This is a genomic window from Polaromonas sp. P1_F1, from assembly GCF_056405795.1.
The window spans coordinates 199,968-223,302 of record NZ_JBFUBJ010000003.1; the positions used below are offsets into that span (position 1 = coordinate 199,968).

The 23,335-nt window shown below is 63.6% G+C and carries 23 protein-coding genes; 15 read left to right on the top strand and 8 right to left on the bottom strand.

The window, feature by feature from the left end:
- The first annotated feature begins 3 nt into the window (after positions 1 to 3).
- The 3 genes from AC1DZE_RS10230 to AC1DZE_RS10240 all read left to right on the top strand — a co-directional run bounded on the left by AC1DZE_RS10230 (position 4) and on the right by AC1DZE_RS10240 (position 3,080).
- Positions 4 to 885 carry a segregation and condensation protein A gene (locus AC1DZE_RS10230; protein ID WP_477669787.1) on the top strand — a complete coding sequence of 294 codons (882 nt, stop codon included), beginning with the start codon at positions 4 to 6 and terminating at the stop codon, positions 883 to 885.
- Positions 886 to 1,056: 171 nt separating this feature from the next.
- The gene (nadB, locus tag AC1DZE_RS10235; RefSeq protein ID WP_477700007.1) at positions 1,057 to 2,667 is read left to right on the top strand and encodes an L-aspartate oxidase; all 1,611 of its coding nucleotides are present in this window, start codon (positions 1,057 to 1,059) and stop codon (positions 2,665 to 2,667) included.
- A gap of 53 nt (positions 2,668 to 2,720) precedes the next feature.
- Positions 2,721 to 3,080 carry a 5-carboxymethyl-2-hydroxymuconate Delta-isomerase gene (locus AC1DZE_RS10240; protein WP_477669789.1) on the top strand — a complete coding sequence of 120 codons (360 nt, stop codon included), beginning with the start codon at positions 2,721 to 2,723 and terminating at the stop codon, positions 3,078 to 3,080.
- A gap of 20 nt (positions 3,081 to 3,100) precedes the next feature.
- On the opposite strand, the gene pabB is transcribed toward AC1DZE_RS10240, so the two are convergent.
- The 3 genes from pabB to nadC form a co-directional block, all read right to left on the bottom strand.
- Positions 3,101 to 4,852, bottom strand: coding sequence for an aminodeoxychorismate synthase component I (gene pabB / locus AC1DZE_RS10245; protein ID WP_477700008.1), 1,752 nt, complete (start codon positions 4,850 to 4,852; stop codon positions 3,101 to 3,103).
- 74 nt (positions 4,853 to 4,926) lie between these two features.
- Positions 4,927 to 6,042: a quinolinate synthase NadA gene (nadA, locus tag AC1DZE_RS10250; protein WP_477673342.1), complete on the bottom strand. Its 1,116-nt coding sequence runs from the start codon at positions 6,040 to 6,042 to the stop codon at positions 4,927 to 4,929.
- Positions 6,039 to 6,917 (bottom strand): carboxylating nicotinate-nucleotide diphosphorylase, encoded by an 879-nt coding sequence (gene nadC / locus AC1DZE_RS10255; protein WP_477673341.1) that lies wholly within the window; start codon positions 6,915 to 6,917, stop codon positions 6,039 to 6,041. Before nadC ends, nadA begins: the two co-directional genes overlap by 4 nt.
- Before the next feature lie 161 nt (positions 6,918 to 7,078).
- Here nadC and panD point away from each other — a divergent pair, with 161 nt between their 5' ends.
- The 9 genes from panD (at position 7,079) to AC1DZE_RS10300 (ending at position 14,800) form a co-directional block, all read left to right on the top strand.
- Entirely contained in the window at positions 7,079 to 7,459 is a 381-nt protein-coding gene (panD, locus tag AC1DZE_RS10260) for an aspartate 1-decarboxylase (protein WP_477648477.1), read from the top strand.
- A gap of 80 nt (positions 7,460 to 7,539) precedes the next feature.
- Complete coding sequence (gene bioA, locus AC1DZE_RS10265; protein ID WP_477669793.1) at positions 7,540 to 8,874, top strand: adenosylmethionine--8-amino-7-oxononanoate transaminase; 1,335 nt, start codon at positions 7,540 to 7,542, stop codon at positions 8,872 to 8,874.
- Positions 8,867 to 9,559, top strand: coding sequence for a dethiobiotin synthase (gene bioD / locus AC1DZE_RS10270; RefSeq protein WP_477669794.1), 693 nt, complete (start codon positions 8,867 to 8,869; stop codon positions 9,557 to 9,559). The genes bioA and bioD overlap by 8 nt, the downstream gene beginning before the upstream one ends.
- The gene (gene bioF / locus AC1DZE_RS10275) at positions 9,550 to 10,779 is read left to right on the top strand and encodes an 8-amino-7-oxononanoate synthase (RefSeq protein WP_477669795.1); all 1,230 of its coding nucleotides are present in this window, start codon (positions 9,550 to 9,552) and stop codon (positions 10,777 to 10,779) included. Before bioD ends, bioF begins: the two co-directional genes overlap by 10 nt.
- Positions 10,780 to 10,842: 63 nt before the next feature.
- Positions 10,843 to 11,865 (top strand): biotin synthase BioB, encoded by a 1,023-nt coding sequence (gene bioB, locus AC1DZE_RS10280; protein ID WP_477700009.1) that lies wholly within the window; start codon positions 10,843 to 10,845, stop codon positions 11,863 to 11,865.
- Positions 11,866 to 11,974: 109 nt separating this feature from the next.
- On the top strand, positions 11,975 to 12,877 hold the full coding sequence (gene panB, locus AC1DZE_RS10285; RefSeq protein ID WP_477673507.1) for a 3-methyl-2-oxobutanoate hydroxymethyltransferase: 903 nt from the start codon (positions 11,975 to 11,977) through the stop codon (positions 12,875 to 12,877).
- A 27-nt stretch (positions 12,878 to 12,904) separates the two neighbouring features.
- Complete coding sequence (gene panC / locus AC1DZE_RS10290) at positions 12,905 to 13,753, top strand: pantoate--beta-alanine ligase (protein ID WP_477669798.1); 849 nt, start codon at positions 12,905 to 12,907, stop codon at positions 13,751 to 13,753.
- 177 nt (positions 13,754 to 13,930) lie between these two features.
- A complete protein-coding gene (locus AC1DZE_RS10295; protein WP_477666091.1) occupies positions 13,931 to 14,395 on the top strand; it encodes an N-acetyltransferase family protein in 465 nt (154 codons plus the stop codon).
- 75 nt (positions 14,396 to 14,470) lie between these two features.
- Positions 14,471 to 14,800, top strand: coding sequence for a cupin domain-containing protein (locus AC1DZE_RS10300; RefSeq protein ID WP_457279628.1), 330 nt, complete (start codon positions 14,471 to 14,473; stop codon positions 14,798 to 14,800).
- Positions 14,801 to 14,915: 115 nt separating this feature from the next.
- Here the strand turns inward: AC1DZE_RS10300 and AC1DZE_RS10305 are convergent, their stop codons facing one another.
- The 4 genes from AC1DZE_RS10305 to AC1DZE_RS10320 form a co-directional block, all read right to left on the bottom strand.
- The gene (locus AC1DZE_RS10305; RefSeq protein ID WP_477673509.1) at positions 14,916 to 15,932 is read right to left on the bottom strand and encodes an NAD(P)H-dependent glycerol-3-phosphate dehydrogenase; all 1,017 of its coding nucleotides are present in this window, start codon (positions 15,930 to 15,932) and stop codon (positions 14,916 to 14,918) included.
- Between the two features lie 46 nt (positions 15,933 to 15,978).
- The gene (gene secB, locus AC1DZE_RS10310) at positions 15,979 to 16,443 is read right to left on the bottom strand and encodes a protein-export chaperone SecB (RefSeq protein WP_477669801.1); all 465 of its coding nucleotides are present in this window, start codon (positions 16,441 to 16,443) and stop codon (positions 15,979 to 15,981) included.
- Positions 16,444 to 16,726: 283 nt separating this feature from the next.
- Complete coding sequence (grxC, locus tag AC1DZE_RS10315) at positions 16,727 to 16,984, bottom strand: glutaredoxin 3 (protein ID WP_477669802.1); 258 nt, start codon at positions 16,982 to 16,984, stop codon at positions 16,727 to 16,729.
- Between the two features lie 145 nt (positions 16,985 to 17,129).
- Positions 17,130 to 17,540, bottom strand: a complete 411-nt coding sequence (locus AC1DZE_RS10320) for a rhodanese-like domain-containing protein (protein ID WP_477648489.1) — start codon at positions 17,538 to 17,540, stop codon at positions 17,130 to 17,132.
- A gap of 392 nt (positions 17,541 to 17,932) precedes the next feature.
- Here AC1DZE_RS10320 and gpmA point away from each other — a divergent pair, with 392 nt between their 5' ends.
- The 3 genes from gpmA (at position 17,933) to AC1DZE_RS10335 (ending at position 21,167) form a co-directional block, all read left to right on the top strand.
- Positions 17,933 to 18,676, top strand: a complete 744-nt coding sequence (gene gpmA / locus AC1DZE_RS10325; RefSeq protein ID WP_477674495.1) for a 2,3-diphosphoglycerate-dependent phosphoglycerate mutase — start codon at positions 17,933 to 17,935, stop codon at positions 18,674 to 18,676.
- A gap of 197 nt (positions 18,677 to 18,873) precedes the next feature.
- Positions 18,874 to 20,313 (top strand): S41 family peptidase, encoded by a 1,440-nt coding sequence (locus tag AC1DZE_RS10330; protein ID WP_477669804.1) that lies wholly within the window; start codon positions 18,874 to 18,876, stop codon positions 20,311 to 20,313.
- Positions 20,314 to 20,402: 89 nt separating this feature from the next.
- Positions 20,403 to 21,167 carry a HesA/MoeB/ThiF family protein gene (locus AC1DZE_RS10335; RefSeq protein ID WP_477669805.1) on the top strand — a complete coding sequence of 255 codons (765 nt, stop codon included), beginning with the start codon at positions 20,403 to 20,405 and terminating at the stop codon, positions 21,165 to 21,167.
- Between the two features lie 31 nt (positions 21,168 to 21,198).
- On the opposite strand, the gene AC1DZE_RS10340 is transcribed toward AC1DZE_RS10335, so the two are convergent.
- The gene (locus tag AC1DZE_RS10340; protein ID WP_477672496.1) at positions 21,199 to 23,214 is read right to left on the bottom strand and encodes an AsmA family protein; all 2,016 of its coding nucleotides are present in this window, start codon (positions 23,212 to 23,214) and stop codon (positions 21,199 to 21,201) included.
- Positions 23,215 to 23,335 lie beyond the last annotated feature (121 nt).

The window sequence follows — 23,335 nt, forward strand, 5'->3', positions numbered from 1 at the left end:
TTCATGTCCCAAACCCCTTTTTCACCGTCCCCCCAGGAGCTGCCGCCGGCCGCCGGGCAGGAGCTGTCCGCAACCCTGAGCCCGGACATGCCCGCCGTGATCGACCAGGTGGCGCTGGCGCGCCTCTATGGCGAGCCGCTGTTTGCCATGCCGCACGACCTGTACATCCCGCCGGATGCGCTGCAGGTCTTCCTGGAGGCGTTTGAAGGACCGCTGGACTTGCTGCTGTACCTGATCCGCAAGCAGAACTTCAACATCCTCGACATCCCGATGGCAGCGGTCACGCGCCAGTACCTCACCTACGTCGACGAAATCCGCAGCACCAACCTGGAACTGGCGGCCGAATACCTGCTGATGGCGGCCATGCTGATTGAAATCAAGTCGCGCATGCTGCTGCCGCCCAAGAAGGTGGCGGAAGGCCAGGAGCCGGAAGACCCGCGCGCCGAGCTGGTGCGTCGCCTGCTCGAGTACGAGCAGATCAAGCTGGCCGCCCACAAGCTCAACGAAGTGCCGCAGTTCGGCCGGGATTTCCTGCGCGCGCAGGTGTATGTCGAGCAATCACTGCAGCCGCGCTTTCCCGATGTGCACATCGTGGACCTGCAGGACGCCTGGCGCGACATTGTCAAACGCGCCCGCCTGGTGCAGCACCACGTCATCTCCAGAGAAGAACTCTCGGTGCGCGAGCACATGAGCATCGTGCTGCGCAAGCTGCAGGGCCGCAAGTTCCTCGAGTTCGAAGACCTGTTCGACGCCACGCGCGGCATGCCGGTGCTGGTGGTGACCTTTATCGCGCTGCTGGAGCTCTCCAAGGAAGGCCTGCTGGAAGTCACGCAGGCCGAGGCTTTCGCACCCATCTATGTGCGGCTGGCTTACACCCCAGCCTAAATATTGCCCCCACGGTTCAATGGAGCCCCACGGTCGCTCACTGCGTGTAGCTCCCTGCCCCCGAGGGGCCGCTCCGCCTGCGGTCTGGCAAAGCCAGTCCCGCGGCTCCTGCTTGGCTGGATAGTCCACTCCGCCAGGACCTGATTTCATTTCAACGATGAATGAGTTTCCATGACCGCTGAGAGCCTGGGTTCACACAACTTCGACGTCCTCATCATCGGCAGTGGCCTGGCGGGCCTGTCTGCCGCGCTGCTGCTGGCACCTGGCCGGCGCGTGGCGGTGGTGACCAAACGTGCGCTTGGCGACGGGGCCAGCGGCTGGGCACAGGGCGGCATGGCTGCCGTGCTGGCCGAAGGTGACACGCTGGAGCAGCATGTGAGCGACACGCTGGTCGCAGGTGCGGGCCTTTGCGACCTGCCCGCCACGCGCGCTGTGGTCGAAGGTGCGCCCGAAGCCATTGCCTGGCTGCGTGCGCTGGGCGTGGCTTTTTCGGAAGACGCCGGCCACCCCGGCGAGCTGCACCTGACCCGCGAGGGCGGCCACAGCCAGCGCCGCATCGTGCATGCGGCCGACGCCACCGGCGCTGCCGTGCAGCGCACGCTGATGGAACAGGTCCGCAAGACGCCCGGCATCACGCTCTATGAGCACCACATGCTGGTCGACGTCATCACCGACCGGCATCTCAAACAACCCGGTAACCGCTGCTACGGCGCCTATGTGCTCGACACCGCCAGCGGCGAGGTGCTGACCTTCAGCGCCGGCCACACGATCCTGGCCACCGGCGGCGCGGGCAAGGTGTATCTCTATTCCACCAACCCCGACACCGCCACCGGCGACGGCATTGCCGCGGCCTGGCGCGCGGGCTGCCGCGTGGGCAACATGGAATTCATCCAGTTCCACCCGACCTGCCTCTACCACCCCGACGCCAAATCGTTTTTGATCACGGAAGCCGTGCGCGGCGAAGGCGGCAAGCTGCTGCTGCCGCCCTCAGCCGGCGGGGGGCGTTTCATGCCCGCGCACGATGCGCGTGCCGAACTCGCACCGCGCGACGTGGTGGCGCGCGCCATCGACTTTGAAATGAAAAAGCACGGCCTCGACTGTGTCTACCTGGACATCTCGCACCAGAGCCCGGCCTTTTTGCAGGAGCACTTCCCCAACATCCTCAAGCGCTGCCTTGAGCTCGGCATCGACATCACGCGCCAGCCCATCCCGGTGGTGCCGGCCGCGCACTACACCTGCGGCGGCGTGGTGACCGACCTGGCCGGACGCACCGATGTGGCGGGCCTCTATGCGGTTGGCGAAACCGCCTGCACCGGCCTGCACGGCGCCAATCGCCTGGCGAGCAATTCACTGGTGGAGTGCGTGGTGCTGGCGCGCGCCACGGCCCACGCCATCGAATCCCTGGCACCCGCCGAAGTCCCCGCCCTGCCCGCCTGGGACGAAAGCCAGGTCACCGATGCCGACGAGGCCGTGGTGATCTCGCACAACTGGGACGAGCTGCGCCGCTTCATGTGGAACTACGTGGGCATCGTGCGCACCACCAAGCGGCTCGAGCGTGCGGCGCACCGCATCGCCCTGCTCAACGCGGAGATCCAGGAGTTCTATGCCAACTTTCGCGTCACACGCGACTTGCTGGAGCTGCGCAACCTGGTGCAGGTGGCGGATCTGATCGTCCGCTCGGCGCACGGCCGGCACGAAAGCCGCGGCCTGCATTTCAGCCGCGACTTCCCAGGCACCGCTGAACAGGCCATTCCTACCGTGCTGGTACCGCCCGGAAGTTAATCTTTCCCGAATCCTCTTTATCCGTTTCTTGCCACTTTTTATTCAGAACCCACATGCCTCACCTGATCGTTGAATACTCCAGCAACCTGGCCGGCTTTCCCAGGGCCGAAGCGCTTCAGGCGCTGAACCAGGCCGTCGCCGGCAGCCCTGAAATACAGGATGAATCCGACCTGAAGACCCGGCTGGTCGCGCTGGACGATTTTGAAATCGGCACGGCACCGGCCTCACGCGCTTTTGTTCATGCCCAGCTACGATTGCTGTCGGGCCGCACGCCGGAAGCCAAGAAGGACCTGGGCGCGCGCATCGCTGACGTGCTGCGCCGCCTGACCCCGCGGCCAGCGGGCGTGATGGTGCAGCTGAGCGTGGAGATGGTGGACATGGACCGCGCTTCCTACGTCAAGGAAAAGCTTTAACGGTTTTATACGAGCCGGGCTCAGACAAGGGTCGCGCCTATCCAGCCCCTGAGGCTGTTCACAAAAGCCCAGGCCTCCACCGTTGCCAAGGCGTCGATCCGCACGACAGCTTCGCTGAGTCGGCCTTCCTGCAAGGCCAGCGCGCGCCCCACGCCCGGCAGCAGCCCGCAGGCCAGCGGCGGCGTGACCCAGCGGCCCGCCACCCGCATCGCGATGTTGCCGCGTGTGCATTCGGTGATCTCGCCCTCAGCATTCCAAAGCACGCTGTCAAACACGTCAGGTGCTGCGGGCGTGAAGGCGTCGTAATGCGCGCGGCGTGTTGTTTTAAAGCGCACAAATTCGCCGTGAGCCACCTCCAGCGGGCGGCGGGCCAGTTGCAGGCGCACCTGGGGCGGCGACGGCTCCATGGCATAAGCCTGGCCAGTGAAATTTCCACTGGCACCGAGCAGTAGCCGCACGCGCCAGAGGCCCTGCGGGTGCGCCTCGGCCAAGGCCTGCAGGCACGCATGGGCTTGCGTCGCATCCCATCGGTGGCCAAAGTGGGCAGCAGAAGCGGCCATGCGCGCCAGGTGCACATCCCTGTGGCGTAACTGGCCCACCTCCAGCGCCAGGGTTTCCAGAATGTCGAAGGGCAAGCTGGCGCGCTCCAGGAAAGCCTGCTTGTGGCGCCACTCCTGCCATTCTCCTTCAGCCACGGAGCCCGAGGTGATGCCGCTTCCGATGCCGCAGCGGGCCTGGGCGCCGCGCAGGCTGACGGTGCGGATCGGCACGTTGAAAGTCGCCGCGCCGCCGGGCTGCACCACGCCGATGGCCCCGCAATACACACCGCGCGGCCCGGCTTCCAGCTCACGAATCGCTTGCATGGCCCGTACCTTCGGTGCGCCGGTGATGGACCCGCAGGGGAACAGCGCAGCGAACACCTCGGCCAGGCTACAGCCGGGCCGCGTGCGCGCCTCGACGTCGGAGGTCATCTGCCATACCGCAGGCAGCGCCTCGGTGTGAAACAGGCGCGGAACGCGTACGCTGAAGGGTTCGGCGATGCGCGACAGGTCATTGCGCAGCAGGTCCACGATCATCACGTTCTCGGCACGCTCCTTGACTGAGGCGCGCAGCGTTTCGGCCTGGGCCGCATCGCTTTCGGGCGTCGTGCCGCGCGGCGCCGTACCCTTCATCGGCCGGGTCAGAAGCTGGCCGCCGCGCCAATCAAAAAACAGCTCGGGCGACACCGACAAAAACTGCTCATCACCAGTATCCAGAAAGGCCGCGTAACCACCGGGCTGCGCGCGCTGCAGGGCGCCAAACAGGGCGTGGGCCGGTGCGGCTTCCTGGCCCGGCAGCAACCGGCCGGTCATCTGGGCCGTGAAGTTAACCTGGTAGTACGCGCCGTTGGCAATCGCCCGATGCAACGAGCCGAGCGCCTCGTCAAAAGCCGGGCGATCCAGCCCCGGCTGCCACTGCACCTGCACATCGGCACCTGGTACGGTTCGCGGCCAGGGCAAGGCTTCGTCGTGCACCGCAAACCAGGCCAGCGGCCCATCCGCATCGTGCACAGCCAGCGCGGCATCAAAAGCCGGTGCGGCTTCATAGCGCAGGTAACCCACACACCAGGCGCCCTGTGCGGCAGCGGCCTGCACGGCATCCAGCACCGTCCATACTTCATCGAGCGTGCGCGCCACCAGCACCGCACGCGGCGCACCAAAGGCACGGCGCAGGCGCGGCGCTGTATTGTCATGCGGGTCTGAAAAATCAATGCATGCGGCAATAGGGGTCATTCAGGCCTCTAACGCATACCTGGCGGGCGCAAGCAGCTATCAAAACAGTAGCATCTAGGTGCCGGAACCCGGCGTCAGGCCGCACCGATATGCGGCACCAGGCCTGCGGTGGGCTGGCCGTTTTTCAGGGCGGCGGTGAAAGCCAGCATGCGGTCTATCGGCAACCGGGCACGCAGGCCCAGCGCGGGGTCTATCGTCACTTCATGCGCACCGGTTTCCAGCACATGGGCCAGCCCGGCCAGGCCGTTCATGGCCATCCACGGGCAGTGCGCGCAGCTTTTGCAGGTAGCGCTGTTGCCGGCGGTGGGGGCTTCAATAAACACTTTGCCGGGGTTAAGCGTGCGCAGCTTGTGCAGCATGCCGTTGTCGGTCGCCACAATGAATTCGCGCGCGTCCATCTCATGCGCCGCCTTCAAAATTCCCGAAGTTGAGCCCACCGCATCGGCCAGCGCCACCACATCCGCAGGGGACTCGGGGTGCACCAGCACTTTTGCGCCGGGGTGCTCTTTTTTCAGGGCCTGCAGTTCAAAGGCCTTGAATTCGTCGTGCACGATGCAGGCGCCATTCCAGAACACCATGTCGGCACCGGTTTCGCGCTGGATGTAGCTGCCCAAGTGCCGGTCGGGTGCCCAGAGGATTTTCTGGCCCTGGTCTTTGAGCGCACGCACGATGTCGAGCGCGCAGCTGGATGTCACCACCCAGTCTGCCCGCGCCTTCACAGCGGCACTGGTGTTGGCATACACCACCACCGCGCGGTCCGGGTGGGCATCGCAAAACGCGCTGAATTCATCCACCGGGCAGCCCAAATCAAGCGAACAGGTCGCGTCGGGGTCAGGCATCAGCACGCGTTTTTCAGGTGAAAGTATTTTCGCCGTCTCGCCCATAAAGCGCACACCCGATACCACCAGCGTCTGTGCCGCATGGTCACGACCAAAGCGCGCCATCTCCAGCGAGTCCGACACCAGGCCGCCGGTTTCTTCGGCCAGGTCCTGCAGGTCGGGGTGTACGTAGTAGTGCGATACCATGACGGCGTTGCGGGCCTTGAGCAGTTCGCGGATGCGGGCCTTCAGCACGGTGCGCTCGGCCTGCGTGGGCTCGGCCGGCACACGGGCCCAAGCCTGGTGCGTGCTGCAAGCCGCGCCCTCGGGCTGCTCGTAGTCCACACGGATGACGGGCAAAACCACGCTCATGCCGCCACCGTGCTCTCGGCGTCAAAGCGCATGGAAAAATCAATCGCCCGCACATCCTTGGTCAGGGTGCCGATGGAAATCCGGTCTACACCGGTTTCGGCCAGGGTGCGCAGGCCCTCCAGGGTGACACCGCCCGAAATTTCCAGAATCGCTCGCCCGTTGTTGATGCGCACGGCTTCTTTCAGGTCGGGCAGGCTCATGTTGTCGAGCAGCACCATGCGCGCACCGGCATTCAGCGCCTGCGCCAGCTCGTCCAGGTTCTCGACCTCAATCTCCACAAAATCGGCCTGCGCGGCGACATCAGCGGCGCGTGCCAGCACCTGCGCAATGCCGCCCGCGGCCGCGATGTGGTTTTCCTTGATGAGCACGGCGTCGTACAAACCCACCCGGTGGTTGGTTCCGCCGCCCGCGGCAACCGCGTACTTCTGCGCCAGCCGCAGGCCGGGAAGAGTTTTGCGCGTGTCCACGATAGCGGCCCGCGTGCCTTTCACGATGTCAACATAAACAGCCGTTTTACTCGCAACGGCGCTTAACAGCTGTAAAAAATTGAGGGCTGTGCGTTCAGCCGACAGCAGGGCACGGGCCAGCCCGCGCACCTCAAACACCACCTGGCCGGCTTCGCAGCGCTCGCCGTCCTTGACGTGCCAGATCAGTTGGGCCTGTGGGTCCAGTTGCAGCATCGTCGCCTCAACCCAGGCGCTGCCACACACCACCGCGCTTTCACGCGCCACCACCTGCGCCCGTGCCTGGCGGGCCGGGTCAATTAGTGCGGCGGTCAGGTCGCCGCTGCCGATGTCCTCGGCCAGCGCGCGTGCCGCATCCGCCCGGGCCAGGGCGCCCAGCGCTTCAGTCGTGAAATCAAATGACTTTTTCATAAGTAATCTAAGAAAGAAACCGCGCAGTACCCTGCACTAAACTATTGAGTAGACCTCAAAACTGCCGCGAATGTTACAGCGCCACCTGCCGCTGCCCGCCGCCGGCCCCCTTTCGCCCACCCCGGCGTTTTCCTTTTGCCTGAGTACACCCTCCACACACCATGTTCAGAACACTGCTCAAGTCCAAGATTCACCGCGCTGCGGTGACCCACTGCGAACTCAACTACGAAGGCTCCTGCGCCATCGACGAAGACCTGCTGGATGCCGCCAACATCGCCGAGAACGAACAGGTGCACATCTGGAACATCAACAACGGTGAACGCTTTATCACCTACGCCATCCGCGCTGAGCGCGGCAGCCGCATCATCTCGGTCAATGGTTCCGCCGCGCGGCGGGCTGCCGTGGGCGACCTGGTCATCATTGCGGCGTTTGCGCAGGTGCATGAAGAGCATGTCGCGGGCTTCAGCCCCAAGCTGGTGTTCGTCAATCCGGACAACCGCATCAAGGAGGAGCGCTCGACCATTCCGGTCCAGAAGCCCTGACCCGCACCCGACTCGCGCTTTAGCACCGGCTTGCAGCGCACGCCTGAGCTTTCGCCCTCCACTCTTCACCACGGGTCTTCATGGACAACCTCTCAATGATCCAGCGCAGCCTGCGCCATGTGTGGCACCCCTGCACGCAGATGAAGCTGCACGAGTCGCATCCCCCGGTACCCATCGCCAGGGCCGAAGGGGTCTGGCTGTACGACTTTGAAGGCCGGCGCTACCTGGACGGCATCAGTTCCTGGTGGGTCAACCTGTTCGGCCACGGCCATCCGCACATCAAGGCGGCGCTGCGCGACCAGCTGGACCGGCTTGACCACGTCATGCTGGCCGGTTTCACGCACCAGCCGGTGGTGGAGCTGTCTGAGCGGCTGGGCGCATTGACCGGGCTGGGCCATGCTTTTTACGGCAGCGACGGCGCCAGCGCCACAGAGATCGCGCTGAAGATGAGTGCGCATTACTGGCGCAACACCGGAAAGCCTGAAAAGTGCCGCTTCATCGGGCTGGCAGGCGGTTACCACGGCGAAACCGTGGGCGCACTGGCCGTGACGGACATTGCCATTTTTCGTGAAGCCTATGCGCCGCTGGTGCGGCTGGCAGCCACCGTGCCCAGCCCCGACGCACGCGGCGCGCAGCCCAGTGAAAGCGCTGCAGACGTAGCACGTCACGCAGCCGCAGACCTGCAAAGCTGGCTGGAGCAGCATCATGCACAAACCGCCGCGCTCATCCTGGAGCCCATGGTGCAATGCGCGGCCGGCATGGCCATGCACGATGCCGCCTACCTGCGCGAAGCGCGCGCACTGTGCGACCGCTATGAAGTGCATTTGATTGCCGATGAAATTGCCACCGGATTTGGCCGCACCGGCACCATGTTCGCGCATCAGCACGCAGGCATACGGCCTGACTTCATCTGTCTATCGAAAGGCCTCACGGGCGGCACGCTACCACTGTCGGCCGTGCTGACCACCGATACCGTCTACGAAGCGTTTTACGACGACGACGTGGCGCGCGGCTTTTTGCATTCGCATTCCTACACCGGCAACCCGCTGGCCTGCCGCGCCGCGCTGGCCACGCTGGAGCTGTTCGGGCAAACCGATGTACTGGCAGACAACGCAGTCCTGGCCAACACCCTGGACCTGGCCTTCACACCGCTGACTCAGCACTCTGCTGTACGGAACGCGCGCAGGCTGGGCATGATCTGGGCTTGGGACATCGAGCCCACGACGGCGCCCCACTTCGCACGCCGCTACACGCAGCACGCCATGGCCAACGGTGTCTTGCTGCGCCCAATCGGCCACACGGTCTACGCCATGCCTCCGTATGTGATGGACGAAGAGGCGATGGATCACCTGGCGCGCGGCGCCCTGGCAGCGCTTGATGCGACCCTCGCCGAAGAAGAGGGTGCCCATGGCTGAAGCGGCGCACAGGACGGTTTCGATGTTTGTGACCGGCACCGACACCGGCGTAGGCAAAACGCTGGCCAGCACTGCACTGTTGCATGCGCTGGCCCGCCGGCATCTGCGTGTGGTGGGCATGAAACCCGTGGCGGCAGGTACGATGCAGATTGACGGTGTCGACGCCAATGAAGACGTGCTGGCCCTGCGCGCCGCCTCCACCTGCCGCGTACCGCCCGAACTCGACAACCCGGTTCTGCTGGCCGACCCGATGTCACCGCACATCGCCGCGGCGCGCGTCGGTGCACACATTGACATTGCCCACCTGGCGGGCTGCCACCGCCGGCTCGCACAATTGGCCGACGCCGTGGTGGTGGAGGGTGCGGGAGGTTTTCATGTGCCGCTCTCGCCGACCGAAACCGGTGCAGACCTGGCCGAAGCACTGGGCCTGCCCGTGGTGCTGGTGGTGGGATTGCGGCTGGGATGCCTGAACCACGCACTGCTCACTGCGGATGCCATACGCGCACGCTGCCTTACGCTGGCCGGCTGGGTGGCCAACCACATTGATCCCGCCATGCTGGCGCAGGATGACAACATTGCTTTTTTACAGCGGCAATTGCAGGCGCCCCTGCTGGCCACCATCGGCTGGCAGCCCGGCATAGACGCGCGCACAGTCGCCATCAACCTTCCCGACGAATGGCAATAAACATCACTACCACCTTGTCTTCCGCCTCCTGGCTCGACGAATTTCCGGCACGTGTGGCTGAACTCGACCGCGCCCACCTGCGCCGCCAGCGCCGCGTCGTCATGCCTGAAAGCGGCGCACACCTCTCGATTGACGGGCAAAGCATGCTGGCCTTTTGCAGCAACGACTACCTGGGTCTGGCCACACACCCGGCCCTGGTGCAGGCGGCTTGCACCGGCGCACAAGCCTACGGTGTCGGGTCGGGCGCGTCGCCACTGGTCAGCGGCCACAGCGCCGCCAACGAGGCGCTGGAACGCGAACTCGCGGCCTTCGTCGGCCTGCCGCGCGCGTTGTATTTTTACGCGGGCTACGCCACCAACATCGGCATCGTGCCGGCGCTGGTGGGCGCAAGCGACGCGATCTTTTCGGATGCGCTGAATCACGCCTGCCTGATTGACGGCGCAAGGCTGTCGCGCGCAAAAATCCACCGCTACGCACACACCGACCTGGACGCGCTGGATCGCGAACTTGCGCAAAGCGACGCGCCGCGCAAGCTGGTGATCAGCGACGCGGTGTTCAGCATGGACGGAGATAGCGCCGACATTCCCGCCCTGCTGGTGCTGTGTGAGCGCCATGACGCCCTGCTGCTGCTGGACGATGCACATGGCTTTGGCGTGCTGGGCCCGCAAGGGCGCGGCAGCCTGGCCGCCGCGGGGTTGTATGGCGCCAAGGCCTCGCGCCGCGTGCTCTACATGGCCACGCTGGGCAAGGCGGCTGGTGTGGCGGGCGCGTTTGTGGCGGGCGACGAGGCCCTGGTTGAATGGCTGCTGCAAAAAACCCGAAGTTATATTTTTGCGACTGCCGCGCCGGCGCTGCTGGCCAGCGCGCTGCGTGCCAGCCTTGCGCTGATTGAACAGGATGACTGGCGCCGCACGCATTTGCAGCAACTCATTGTGCGGTTGCGCAGCGGCTTGCTGGCGGGCCTGAAAGGCAGCCACTGGCAACTGCCGCCCTCGCAGACGGCCATCCAGCCGCTGCTGATCGGCCGCAACGACGAAGCCCTGGCCGTGATGGAGGGCCTGCGCGCACGCGGCATCTGGGTGCCGGCGATTCGCCCGCCTACCGTGCCCGAAGGCACGGCACGCCTTCGCATTGCGCTGTCGGCCGCGCACACCGAAGCCGATATCGACCTGCTGGTCGAAGCCCTGACGGCCCTGGCAAAGCATCCGCTGCCAGGCTGAAGCAGGCTTCAGAAAAACGCATCAGATAGACTCAAAAACCATTCCCCGAAAGGAAAGAGAACCATGTCCCACGTTGCAGAACAAACCATCACGCTCCACCGCCCGCGCCCTCAGCCATCGCCAGCTGAAAAGGCCGGCGCCGAACGCTGGAGCGTAGACGCCATCGAAGCGCTGTTCAATCTGCCTTTTCCGGAACTGATGCACCGCGCCCAAACGGTGCACCGCGAAAACTTCGACCCCACGCACATCGAATTCGCCACGCTGCTGTCCGTGAAAACCGGCGGCTGCGCCGAAGACTGCGGCTACTGCCCGCAGGCCGCGCGCTACGACACCGGCGTGGAAGCCAGCAAGCTGATGGAGCCGGCCGAGGTGCTGGCCGCCGCCCAACGTGCGCAGGCCGCGGGCGCCACACGTTTTTGCATGGGCGCCGCGTGGCGCTCGCCCAAAGACCGCGACATTGAAAAAGTCGCCGAGCTGGTGCGCACCGTGAAAGCGCTGGGCCTGGAGACCTGCGCCACGCTGGGCATGCTGGAAGACGGCCACGCGCAAACACTGCAAAGCGCGGGCCTGGACTACTACAACCACAACCTCGACAGCGCGCCTGATTTTTACGGCGACATCATCACCACGCGCGACTACCAGGACCGCCTGGACACACTGGCGCGCGTGCGCAGCGCCGGCGTCAAGGTCTGCTGCGGCGGCATCGTCGGCATGGGTGAGACGCGCCGCCAGCGCGCCGGCCTGGTGGCCGAACTCGCCAACCTCACGCCCTACCCCGAGTCAGTGCCCATCAACAATCTGGTGAAAATTGAAGGCACGCCGCTGGCCAACCAGGCCGACCTGGACCCGTTTGAATTCGTGCGCACGATTGCCGTGGCCCGCATCACCATGCCGACCGCACGTGTGCGCCTGTCGGCCGGCCGCCAGCAGATGGGTGACGGCGTGCAGGCGCTGTGCTTCCTGGCCGGCGCCAATTCAATTTTTTACGGCGACAAGCTGCTGACCACCGGCAACCCCGATACCGACGCCGATGTAAAGCTGCTGGAACGCCTGGGCATGAGCCGGTCTGCGCCCGAAGTGCGCTAATTCGTTCGCGAAACCATCCGTTTCCCGGCCTTTGTCCGGCCTCTCTAAACCGCCGGCAAAAAAGCACGGCGAAGCTGGTTAGACTCTCGCTAAATTCCGGACCTGCCCCATGACGACACCTGCCAATACTTCCGTCACGCCCTACGGCACGCTGCCGCCTTCGTCTACGCCTGCCACGCCGCCTGCGCGCAAGCCGGTCAGCCTGCCGCGCCTGCGCGAAATGCAGGCGCATGGCGAAAAGATCACCATGCTGACCGCCTACGACGCCACCTTTGCCGCCGTGGCCGATGCGGCGGGCGTGGAATGCATCCTGGTGGGCGACTCGCTGGGCATGGTCTGCCAGGGCCTGACCAGCACCGTCGGCGTGACCCTGGAGACCATGCGCCACCACACCGAATGCGTGGCCAACGGCCTGCGCCGCTCGCAGGCCACGGCCTGGCTGATCGGCGATTTGCCGTTTGGCAGTTACCACGAGTCCAAAGAGCAGGCGCTGCGCAGTGCCGCGGTGCTGATGCAGGCCGGCGCCCACATGGTCAAGCTCGAAGGCGGCGGCTGGACGGCCGAGACGACGCGTTTTCTGGTCGAGCGCGGCATCCCGGTCTGCGCCCACCTGGGGCTGACACCGCAAACCGTGCACGCGCTGGGCGGCTACCGCGTGCAGGGCAAGGGAGACGAAGCCGCTGCCGCGATGACGCGCCACGCGCGCGAGCTGCAGGACGCAGGCGCCGCCATGATGGTGCTGGAAATGGTGCCCGCAGCCCTGTCGGCCACGCTCACTCAGGAGCTCACGCATTGCGCCACCATCGGCATTGGTGCGGGCAACGGCACTGCCGGCCAGGTGCTGGTGCTTCACGACATGCTGGGCATGAACCTGGGCAAGATGCCGAAGTTTGTACGCAACTTCATGGAAGGCCCGGACAACAAGACCGCCAGTGTGCGCGGCGCCATGGAAGCCTATGTACGCGCCGTGAAAGACGGCAGCTTTCCGGTGAACGCCACCCACGCCTGGTAGCCCCACGCGCCCCTTTCAGGAGACAAGATGCAGATCGTCCACACCATCCCGGAGCTGCGCGAGGCCCTCAGCCCGTTCAAACGCCCTTCCTTCGTGCCCACCATGGGCAATCTGCACGACGGCCACATCGCGCTCGTCAAGCAGGCCAAGCCGCTGGGCGACGTGAGCGTCTCCAGCATCTTCGTGAACCGCCTGCAGTTCGCGCCGCATGAAGACTTCGACAGCTACCCACGCACGCTGGACGCCGATGCCGAGCGCCTGAAAGAGGCCGGCTGCAACGTGCTGTTTGCCCCGCTGGAAAAACACCTTTACCCCGAGCCGCAAAGCTACAAGGTGCATCCGGCCACCGACTTGAGCGACATCCTTGAAGGCCACTTCAGGCCCGGTTTTTTCATCGGTGTGAGCACCGTGGTGCTCAAGCTGTTTTCCTGCGTGTTTGCCGGCATGCCCACGGGCGTGGCGGCTTTCGGCAAGAAGGATTACCAGCAGGTGATGGTGGTGCGGCGCATGGTGCAGCAGTTTGCGTTGCCGATCGAGATCCTGGCCGGTGAAACCCAGCGCGCCGAAGACGGCCTGGCGCTGTCGTCACGCAACGGCTACCTGAACGCCACCCAGCGCGCCGAAGCGGTGGAGCTGTCCAAAGCGATACGCGCATTGGGCGAGGCCGCCCGCGCCAGCGGCACGCCTGACCTGCCAGCCCTGGAAGCGCAGGCCATGCAGGCGCTGGCCCGGCGCGGCTGGAAGCCCGACTACCTCACCGTGCGCCGCCGCGCCGACCTGCTGGCACCGCAAGGCCCGCTGGCCGATGTGCCGCTGGTGGTGCTGGGTGCGGCCAAGCTGGGCAGCACCCGGTTGATTGACAACCTGGAAATCTAGGCACGGGCCAAACCCCGGCCAACCCCGGCCACCGCCGGAGGCAACCCGGCGGGCTGCCACGTTGCTCCATTTTTGATAGCTGCTTGCGCTCGCCCCGCCTGAGCTGCAGCCATTTTTCTCTAACAAAACCGGTTCGCCACCTGACGGCGGATCTTTTGGCTTTTTTAACAGCTCAACATGAACACCCCTTCCGTACGCCTTGCCACTTTGGACGACCAGCCTGCCGTGGCTGCGCTGTTTGACGCCTACCGCCAGTTTTACGAACAGCCCGCCGATGCCGCGCTGGCGCTGGACTTCATCGGCAACCGGATGCGAAACCGCGAATCGGTCATCCTGGTGGCCGAGCCGGAAGGTGCGCCCGGCACCGGCGCGCTCGCCGGCTTCTGCCAGCTGTATCCCGGTTTCTGCTCAGTGATCGCCCAGCCCATCTACACGCTGTATGACCTGTATGTTGCGCCCGCATCACGCAAGAGCGGCGCCGGCCGCGCGCTGATGCAGGCCGCCCACGTGCACGCAAAACAGCACGGCTTTGCGCGGCTGGACCTCACCACCGCCAGGACCAACCACACCGCGCAGGCGCTGTATGAGTCCCTGGGTTGGGTTCGCGACGACATCTTCCTGGCGTACAACAAGGTGGTCTAGGGCCCAGGCGGGCCTTGGGGTATAACGCTTTCAGCTGGTTCAGGCACATGCCGCCACCTTTGCAGGAGTTTCACCATGGCCATTCCCCACGCCGCCTCCGGGCAACTCATCGACGTCCAGCCGCTTGCGGGCAAGCTCCTGGAGGCCCGAACCGTCGCGCTGTTCAAAAGCGATGAGCTGGAAGTCATGCGCCTCATCGTGCCGGCCGGCAAGCTGGTGCCCTCGCACCGGGTCAAGGGCGAAATCACCGTGCAATGCCTGGAAGGTGAAGTGGCCTTCACGGCAGAGGGGCAAACCCAGCGCATGAAGGCAGGCCAGCTGCTGTGGCTTGCGGGCGGCGTGGAACACGGCCTGACTGCCGTGCAGGATGCATCGCTGCTGGTGACGCTGCATTTGCGAAAGTAGGTCGGCCCCTGCTTCGCGGATTAATGATGCTTTAGGGATTTAGACCAATAGGGACCAGCGCAAGCAGCTATTAATTCGATAGCAAAAACGGGAACTGGAAAAATTGATCGCGTGGTCAGGCCAGTTCAGCAGTCGGATCGCGCCCCATCAGCGCCGCCACAGCCTCAGCCGGCCTGAGCTTGCCGTCCAGCAAGGCCACCACGCTTTGTGCAATCGGCATCTCGATGCCCAAACCGGCCGCGCGCTGCACCACGGTGCGGGCGCAATACACGCCCTCGGCCACGTGCCCCAGCGAGTCCACCGCTTGCGCCAGCGTCTTGCCCTCGGCCAGCAACAGGCCCACCTTGCGGTTGCGGCTCAGGTCGCCGGTGGCCGTCAATACCAGATCGCCCAGGCCCGAAAGACCTGTGAAGGTTTCGGCCCGCGCGCCCAGCGCGACACCCAGCCGGGTCATTTCGGCCAGGCCGCGGGTGATCAGCGCAGCGCGGGCGTTCAGCCCCAGCTGCAATCCGTCGCAAAGCCCCGTGGCGATGGCCAGCACGTTCTTGACGGCGCCGCCCACCTCTACCCCCACGACATCGTCATTGGCGTAAACACGCAGGGTGGCGCTGTGAAAGGCGGCCACCAGCGCTTCGCGTACTTCGGGATGTTCACTGGCGGCCACCAGCGCGGTCGGCTGGCCGCGGGCGACTTCGAGGGCGAAGCTGGGCCCGCTGAGCACGCCCGCTCTTAAATTGATAGCAGCTTGCGCCCGTATTTCATGGACCATCAGGCCAAATGATGCTGAAGGAGGGGCAGAGTCGAGCGGCGCCTCAAAACCTTTGCTCAGCCAGGCCACTGGAACGCTGGCGTGCTGCAGGGACTGCAGCATGCTGCGCGCCGCCGAGACGGGCGTTGCAAGGATGATGAGGTCCTGCCCTTGAATCGCCTCTGCCAGAGGTACATCGCCGCCTTGCAGCTGCAGGCCGGCAGGCAGGGGAACGCCAGGCAGGTAGCGGGTATTGACGCGGCTGGCCTGCAAGGCTTTGGCCAGCGCAGCATCGCGCGCCCACAGGGTGACATCGTGCCGGGAGGCGCTGCTCACGGCTACAGCCGTGCCCCAGGCGCCGGCTCCGATGACCAGGATTTTCATGCGTGGATGAGCGAGAAAACAGACGCCGGGAAGCCCCGGCAGCCCATCAAACGATGATCTGGGGAGCGGCCGATTCGGCAGCGGCCTGGACTTGCTGCTGTTCGTACATGGCCTGGAAGTTGATTTCAGCCATGTGCACAGGCGGGAAGCCGCCGCGCTGGATCACGTCAGCGACATTGCCGCGCAGGTAGGGGTAGACGATTTGCGGGCAGGCAATGCCCAGGATGGCGCCCATCTGGTCTTCGGGCACATTGCGGATTTCAAAAATGCCGGCCTGCTTGGCTTCCACCAGAAACACGGTTTTGTCGCCGATTTTCGTCTGCACGGTGGCCGTCACGGAAACCTCAAAAAGGCCGTCTGCCACGGGGGTGGCGCCCACGCCCAGCTGGATGTCCACCGCAGGCTGCTCCGGGCTCAGCAGGATTTCGGGCGAATTGGGCTGCTCCAGTGACACGTCCTTGAGGTAAACGCGCTGGATCTGGAATACGGGGTCAAGATTGGCTTCAGCCATGGTGCTCTTTCGGGTGCTTGGAGGGAAATCGGATGATTATAGGGAGCCGTGGACGTGGCCCCCACGGTCGCTCACTTCGTGTAGCTCCCTGCCCCCGAGGGGGCCGCCCGCCTGCGGTCTGGCAAAGCCAGTCCCGCGGCTCATGCTGGCTTGAAGAGTTCTGTGGGTGCGACCAGTGATGGAAGTATTTCACCAGTGGGGGCCGCGGGTCCGGCTTTGCCGGCCCCAGGCGCCGCCCCCTGGAAGGGGGGAGCAGGCTACACGAAGTGAGCCTGAACGGGGGTTAGCGGTCCAGCAACGGCATCAGGCCGCCACGGCTGTCCAGGGCCATGAGGTCATCACAGCCACCAACATGGGTATCGCCGATAAAAATCTGCGGCACGGTGCGCCGGCCAGTGATGTCCATCATTTTCTGGCGTTCACCAGGCACCATGTCCACACGGATTTCGTCAAGCTCGGTGACGCCGCGCTGCTTCAATATCTGCTTGGCCTGGATGCAATAAGGGCAGGTACCTGTGGTGTAAATTTTGACGGTTTGCATGGTTCCTCCGGAAGAGCTGGTCTACGCGCAGCGCAGGAAAAATGGATGGCCAGGGCGAAAGCCGGGCCAAAGCCCGGTAGCCTCGGCGTTGCAGCTTTCGTGCCTGCCAAAAACCGGATCGGGAAACTGGTCAGAACTGAACTGATCAGGCCTTCTCAAGTGGCAGGTTAGCTTCTTTCCACGCTTTCAGCCCGCCGCCCAGTGATTGGGCCTGCTCGTAGCCGAGCTTTTTGGCGACGGCGACGGCGCGGCCGGCGCGGGCACCCGTGGCGCACACCAAAATCAGCGGCAAAGCCTTGTTTTTGACGGTGGCGGGGAGTTTTCCTTCCAGCTCGCTGAAGGGCACGTTTTTGGCGCCGGTGACATGGCCGGCAGCGAATTCTTCGGCCTCGCTGACGTCCACCACCACCGCTTTTTCGCGGTTGATCAGCTGTACGGCGCCGCTCGCCGTGAGCGCGCCAGCGTTCATGGCGCCGGAAATCATGGGCCAAACCAGCATGCCGCCCGAGGCGACCGCTATCGAAATCAGCATCCAGTTATCGATCAGAAATTTCACGTTGTACCCTTTGTGTGTCTTGGAGCGCTTTTTCAGCGAACCCATGATTTTAGAGCCTGTCTACGATCTAAACGGGTCGCGTTGGGGTGCAATCGGGATGAGTGAGCCGACCGGGCACGCCGCATGGGCTAATGCCCATGCAAGGGGCTGGGGGGCTCAATCGCCCGATTTCACCCCCAACCCGGAGGGCAAGCACCTTCTCGGGCGGTCTGCGGCGTTGCGGCGCTAACCCATAGCTAAGCTATGGGCAGCACACCGCGCCTTGCATCCCATCCCGAGAAGATGCTTGCGCGGCCCTTTTAGATCGTAGACAGGCTCTTAAAATAGAGGGAGAAAACGCCCTGCCGGCGGCCCTCCTTATTCCCTTTTTTCCACTCCTCACCCTTCCCACCATGTACAAACTCGTGCTCATCCGCCACGGCGAATCGATCTGGAACCTTGAAAACCGCTTCACCGGCTGGGCCGACGTTGACCTCACCGAAACCGGCATCGAACAGGCCAAAAACGCCGGCAAACTGCTCAAAACCGAAGGTTATGACTTTGACGTGGCCTATACCAGCGTGCTCAAGCGCGCGACCCGCACGCTCTGGCACACGCTGGACGAAATGGACCGTACCTGGCTGCCCGTAGTGCACAGCTGGCGTCTCAACGAACGGCATTACGGTGCCCTGCAGGGGTTGAACAAGGCCGAAACAGCGAAAAAATTCGGCGACGAGCAGGTGCTGATCTGGCGCCGCAGCTATGACACGCCGCCCCCGGCGCTTGATGCCGCCGACGAGCGCTGCGAACGCAACGACCCGCGCTACGCCAGGCTGCAGCCCGGTCAGGTGCCGCTGACTGAATGCCTCAAAGACACGGTGAACCGCGTCCTGCCATTCTGGAATGAGTCCATGGCGCCGGCCATCAAGGCAGGCAAGCGTATTGTGGTGGCGGCCCACGGCAATTCCATCCGCGCCCTGGTGAAGTATCTGGACAACATCTCCGACAGTGACATCGTGGGACTCAACATTCCCAATGGCATCCCGCTGGTCTATGAGCTGGACGCCGAATTGCGGCCCTTGCGCCATTACTACCTCGGTGATAGTGAGGCCGCTGCCAAGGCGGCAGCGGCCGTGGGTGCGCAAGGCAAGGCTTGAGGGGCAATTCAGTGACTCCCGGCAGTCCTGCGGGAGCCATTCTTGTAAAAGTCCTGTAAAAGCTGGCTGATTTGGCTCTTTTGCGGCGCCAGGCCGCACGAATGGCGGAACTGTGGCGACCGGCCTTTCTCCAAGGTGTATATTGCTTCACATAGGGGGAGCAGGGGCTCTTCAACAGGTTTACGAAGGTATTTTCTATGGGTCAGAAGCTCAAGATAGCAGGCTGGATTTCAATTGGTGCCGTGGCTGGAGCCCTCACCACCGTACAGCTGCAAGCCGTGGCCCGTGGCGGCCTGGCACCCCTTCCGCTGGAAGAACTGCAGCAACTCGCAGCCGTTTTTGGCATGGTCAAGACGGACTACGTGGAACCGGTGGACGAGAAAAAACTCATCACCGACGCCATTTCCGGCATGGTGGCCAGTCTTGATCCGCACTCGGTTTACTTCGACAAAAAGTCGTTCAAGGAATTCCGGGAAGGCACCACAGGCCGTTTTGTCGGTGTCGGCATCGAAATCAGCCAGGAAGACGGCCTTGTCAAGGTGGTGTCTCCCATCGAAGGCTCCCCTGCGGACCGCGCCGGCCTCAAGCCGAACGACCTGATCACACGTATCGATGACACGGCAGTCAAGGGCCTGAGCCTCAACGACGCGGTCAAGAAAATGCGCGGCGAACCCAAGACCAAGGTGCTGTTAACCATTTTTCGCAAGGACGAAAACCGCACCTTCCCGGTCACCATCACGCGCGAAGAAATCCGTACCCAGTCGGTTCGCAGCAAAGTGGTGGAGCCCGGCTATGCGTGGATTCGCCTGAGCCAGTTCCAGGAACGCACGGTCGACGACTTCGTGACCAAGCTTGAGCAGATTTACAAGCAGGAGCCCAACCTCAAGGGCCTGGTGCTGGACCTGCGCAATGACCCGGGTGGCCTGCTGGATGCGGCAGTCGCTGTCTCGTCAGCTTTCCTGCCTGAAAACGTCACTGTGGTGTCCACCAACGGCCAGCTGGCCGAAAGCAAATTCACCTACAAGGCTGCGCCGGAGTTCTACCAGCGACGCAACGGCGCCGACCCGCTCAAGCGCCTGCCGGCTGCCCTCAAGAACGTGCCGCTGGTGGTGCTGGTCAATGAAGGCTCGGCCTCTGCCAGCGAAATCGTCGCGGGTGCTTTGCAGGACCACAAGCGTGCCACCATCATGGGCAACCAGACTTTCGGCAAGGGATCGGTGCAAACCGTCCGCCCCCTGGGGCCGGATACGGGTCTGAAGCTCACCACGGCACGTTACTTTACGCCCAGCGGGAAATCCATCCAGGCGCGCGGCATCGTGCCTGACGTCATGGTCGATGAAACCGCTGAAGGCAGTCCTTTTGCCGCATTGCGCACCCGCGAAGCCGATCTTGAGAAACACCTCAACAGTGGCCAGGGCGCTGAAGTGAAAGACGCCGGCCGCGAGAAGGCTCGCGAAGAGGCCCTGAAGCGCCTTGAAGAAGAAGCCAAGAAGACACCTGAGCAGCGTCGCCCGCCTGAACTGGGTAGCGACAAGGACTTCCAGCTGGCCCAGGCGATCAACAAGCTCAAGGGACGTCCCGTGCTGGTCAGCAAGACAGCCGTGGTCGAACCGAAAAACGAGAAAAAAGACAACTAGGCCGATGCGCAGAGCGGAGCCGGCTTGCGCCGGATCCCGCCCTGCCCCTTCCGGGCCAGCCCGTCCTGCAGCTTGAACGGTTTCCCATCATGAACGACGAACAGCTGCTTCGTTACTCGCGGCACATCCTGCTCGACGAGATCGGCATCGAAGGTCAGGAAAAAATCCTCCAGTCGCATGTGCTGATCGTCGGTGCGGGCGGACTGGGCTCGCCCGTCGCGCTTTATCTGGGCAGCGCCGGTGTCGGCCACATCACCATCGCCGACCATGACCGGGTGGATGCCACCAACCTGCAACGGCAAATCGCCCACAACCTGTCTCGCATCGGAACGTTCAAGGCAGAATCCGTTGCCCAGTCCATCGCGGCCATCAACCCCGACGTCGTGGTCACCCCGGTTACCCGGCGCGCAGAAGGCGCGCTGCTCGATCAGCTGGTCCGGGACGCCGATGTTGTGCTGGACTGCACGGACAACTTCTCCACGCGCCATGCCATCAACCGCGCTTGCGTCAAACACCGCAAGCCATTGGTATCGGGTGCAGCCATCCGCTTTGACGGCCAGATCGCCGTCTACGATTCGCGACGCGAAGATTCACCGTGCTATGCCTGCGTGTTTCCCGAATCAGACCAGCTGGAAGAAGCCCTTTGCGCGACGATGGGCGTTTTCGCGCCGATGGTCGGCATCATGGGCAGCACGCAGGCTGCCGAAGCCCTGAAGCTGATCTGCGGCATCAGCGGGTCGTTGACCGGGCGGCTGTTGATGCTGGACGGCAAACACATGGAATGGAGCGAAATGAAAATTGCGCCCCATGCGGCATGCGCAGTGTGCGGCGGCGGGGCCAAAAAAATTCCCTGAAAGAATCCGGCTGAAAGGCCGCGGGAAAACCTTATCTGGTGGCCGATGCCGGCATCCGCGAGCCGGCAGCAGACGCTGCGGCCTTCGCAAGAATCGCTGCACAGTTTTCATCCTGGCCCGGTCCGGTTTCAATGGTAGCGGCCAATGCCAGCAAGGGATTGATCACACCCAGTCCGATAGCAACGGCTGCACGTCCCGCGAGGGCTCCCTTGTCAGGGCCGGCCGATAGGGAGGCGAAGGTACCGCCAATCTTCAGGGGAGACCGCAAGCTCAGTATGCTGCGGTCTTTGGGCGCCGGATCCAGAACAAGGTCCAATGTCTCATCGGCAAGGTTGATCGTGCCGCGACCGTTGATGACCGTATCTGCCGTATCCAGCACAATCGTTTTGGTGGTCATCAGGCCTTTGTTCACTTCAAAAGCCGCAGCAGCACAGCGCAACTGCACATTGCGGTCACCACGAACCAGGAACTTGATCACCTCTCCGCCGTCCAGGCCCATGAACTCGAGCAGGATATTGCTGATCTCGCCCTTACCCATCAGCACGGCGACGTCGCCGGATGCCGATCCCAGCATTTGCGCCAGTGAATTTCCGCGCCCTTTCAGGTCCAGCTGGCCGCTAACCTTGCCCAGGCTGCTCCTGGTCGTTTCAACGGCAGGAAAGAGCTGGTTGAGCTGCACGGCCCGCAGGTCCAACCGTGTCGTGAAAACCGCGGGCACAGGGTTGGAGTCGATGCGGATACTCCCTGCCACCGTACCGCCTGCAATGCCCAGCGAGATCGGGTCGAGTTGCAAAACACCGGATTTCAGCTGGACATGAACGCTGCCCTTGTCGAGCGGCAGTACTTTCACATGCCGTATATCAGCCGCAGAATAAATCACGTCGGCGTTCATCGCCTGCAGCCGCGTCACATCAAGCGCTGCGACAGGCAGAACCTTGCGCGCAGTGGGCACCGTTTTTCTGCCTGGCGCCGCCGCCGCCGAATCGCTGTCAGTCCTGGCAACAGGTGTGTCGGCACTGGCAGGCGTGGCTTTCCCTGATGGAGCCAGGCCGATCACGGGGGCGAGGTCGGCGAAATCAAGCAGCCTGGACTGGACCTTGCCGGTCAGAAGCGGCACGGCAGCAGACTGGTCAAAACTGAGCGCCCCATTGATATCCGAACCTCCAAGAACGCCCTGCATCTGGGTGGCCGCCCACACCTTGCCGTGCCTGGCCAGCTTGCCCCGGACTTTGTAGGGTGGTGTTGAAGGCAGCACAACGCCCACCAGCTTGTAGAGTTCTTCCAGGTTGCGTCCCTGCAGGTCAAAGGTCGCGTTGATGCCGGCCAGCTCTGCGAGATTGGAGACCGAGCCTTTGGCCTTGAGGCTGGTCTTGCCGGCTACGGCGTTCACTTCTACCGGAAACGGCGCTTCGAGGTCTTTACTCAGCTGGAGTACGCCGCCGGTGCGGCCAGTCGCATTGAAGGACTCGTTTTTCCATTTGCCGGTGGCCTTGTAGCTCAGGGGCAACTGCTCATTTGCTTCTTGTGCCAGTGAGAACTGAACATGGATATTGGCGCCTTGCGCTGCAGCCTGGTAGTCAACCGTGCCGCGGTCAATGACCAGCGCGTCGATCCGTGGAACGGATCCTTCGTCGGACGTATCCCGCGACAAGGCCCAGGTCCGGCGGCCATCGGGCTCTATTTGGAGCCCTATCTGCGGCTCGGTCAGCACAATCCGGGGCAACTCTACCCGGCCAAAAAGAAGCGGCAACAGCCGGATATCAAATTCTGCGGCGGTTGCCGTCACCAGATAGGGTTTGCTGGCCCATTCGGGGTTGGCTATTTCCACCCCGTCGGCCTTGACCGTGGCAGTACGTCCGAGCTGCACCGACAGGTGCCGGGTAATTTCAAAACGCCTTCCGAGTTGCTCGGATACGTGACGATTGATCGGGCCACGAAGCACGTCCCAAGGGAAAAACACCGCAACCAGCACCAGAATCACCGCCAATACGGCAATGCCGATGAGTGTTCTACGCAGAAGAGGCGATGAGGACAAGACGTTGTTCATGTGCTGGAGAGGAATCGTTCAAACCATTGCAAGGGCAGTCTGTAATGGCCAACAATGCGCGGCTGCCAGCAATGTCCATCACCCTTACAAGCGCGTTGAACTACAGTGAATCAAATGTGCG

Coding starts and splice junctions, on each gene's coding strand:
- AC1DZE_RS10230 (WP_477669787.1), top strand. CDS start 4: ATGTCCCAAACCCCTTTTTCACCGTCCCCCCAGGAGCTGCCGCCGGCC.
- nadB (WP_477700007.1), top strand. CDS start 1,057: ATGACCGCTGAGAGCCTGGGTTCACACAACTTCGACGTCCTCATCATC.
- AC1DZE_RS10240 (WP_477669789.1), top strand. CDS start 2,721: ATGCCTCACCTGATCGTTGAATACTCCAGCAACCTGGCCGGCTTTCCC.
- pabB (WP_477700008.1), bottom strand. CDS start 4,852: ATGACCCCTATTGCCGCATGCATTGATTTTTCAGACCCGCATGACAAT.
- nadA (WP_477673342.1), bottom strand. CDS start 6,042: ATGAGCGTGGTTTTGCCCGTCATCCGTGTGGACTACGAGCAGCCCGAG.
- nadC (WP_477673341.1), bottom strand. CDS start 6,917: ATGAAAAAGTCATTTGATTTCACGACTGAAGCGCTGGGCGCCCTGGCC.
- panD (WP_477648477.1), top strand. CDS start 7,079: ATGTTCAGAACACTGCTCAAGTCCAAGATTCACCGCGCTGCGGTGACC.
- bioA (WP_477669793.1), top strand. CDS start 7,540: ATGGACAACCTCTCAATGATCCAGCGCAGCCTGCGCCATGTGTGGCAC.
- bioD (WP_477669794.1), top strand. CDS start 8,867: ATGGCTGAAGCGGCGCACAGGACGGTTTCGATGTTTGTGACCGGCACC.
- bioF (WP_477669795.1), top strand. CDS start 9,550: ATGGCAATAAACATCACTACCACCTTGTCTTCCGCCTCCTGGCTCGAC.
- bioB (WP_477700009.1), top strand. CDS start 10,843: ATGTCCCACGTTGCAGAACAAACCATCACGCTCCACCGCCCGCGCCCT.
- panB (WP_477673507.1), top strand. CDS start 11,975: ATGACGACACCTGCCAATACTTCCGTCACGCCCTACGGCACGCTGCCG.
- panC (WP_477669798.1), top strand. CDS start 12,905: ATGCAGATCGTCCACACCATCCCGGAGCTGCGCGAGGCCCTCAGCCCG.
- AC1DZE_RS10295 (WP_477666091.1), top strand. CDS start 13,931: ATGAACACCCCTTCCGTACGCCTTGCCACTTTGGACGACCAGCCTGCC.
- AC1DZE_RS10300 (WP_457279628.1), top strand. CDS start 14,471: ATGGCCATTCCCCACGCCGCCTCCGGGCAACTCATCGACGTCCAGCCG.
- AC1DZE_RS10305 (WP_477673509.1), bottom strand. CDS start 15,932: ATGAAAATCCTGGTCATCGGAGCCGGCGCCTGGGGCACGGCTGTAGCC.
- secB (WP_477669801.1), bottom strand. CDS start 16,443: ATGGCTGAAGCCAATCTTGACCCCGTATTCCAGATCCAGCGCGTTTAC.
- grxC (WP_477669802.1), bottom strand. CDS start 16,984: ATGCAAACCGTCAAAATTTACACCACAGGTACCTGCCCTTATTGCATC.
- gpmA (WP_477674495.1), top strand. CDS start 17,933: ATGTACAAACTCGTGCTCATCCGCCACGGCGAATCGATCTGGAACCTT.
- AC1DZE_RS10330 (WP_477669804.1), top strand. CDS start 18,874: ATGGGTCAGAAGCTCAAGATAGCAGGCTGGATTTCAATTGGTGCCGTG.
- AC1DZE_RS10335 (WP_477669805.1), top strand. CDS start 20,403: ATGAACGACGAACAGCTGCTTCGTTACTCGCGGCACATCCTGCTCGAC.
- AC1DZE_RS10340 (WP_477672496.1), bottom strand. CDS start 23,214: ATGAACAACGTCTTGTCCTCATCGCCTCTTCTGCGTAGAACACTCATC.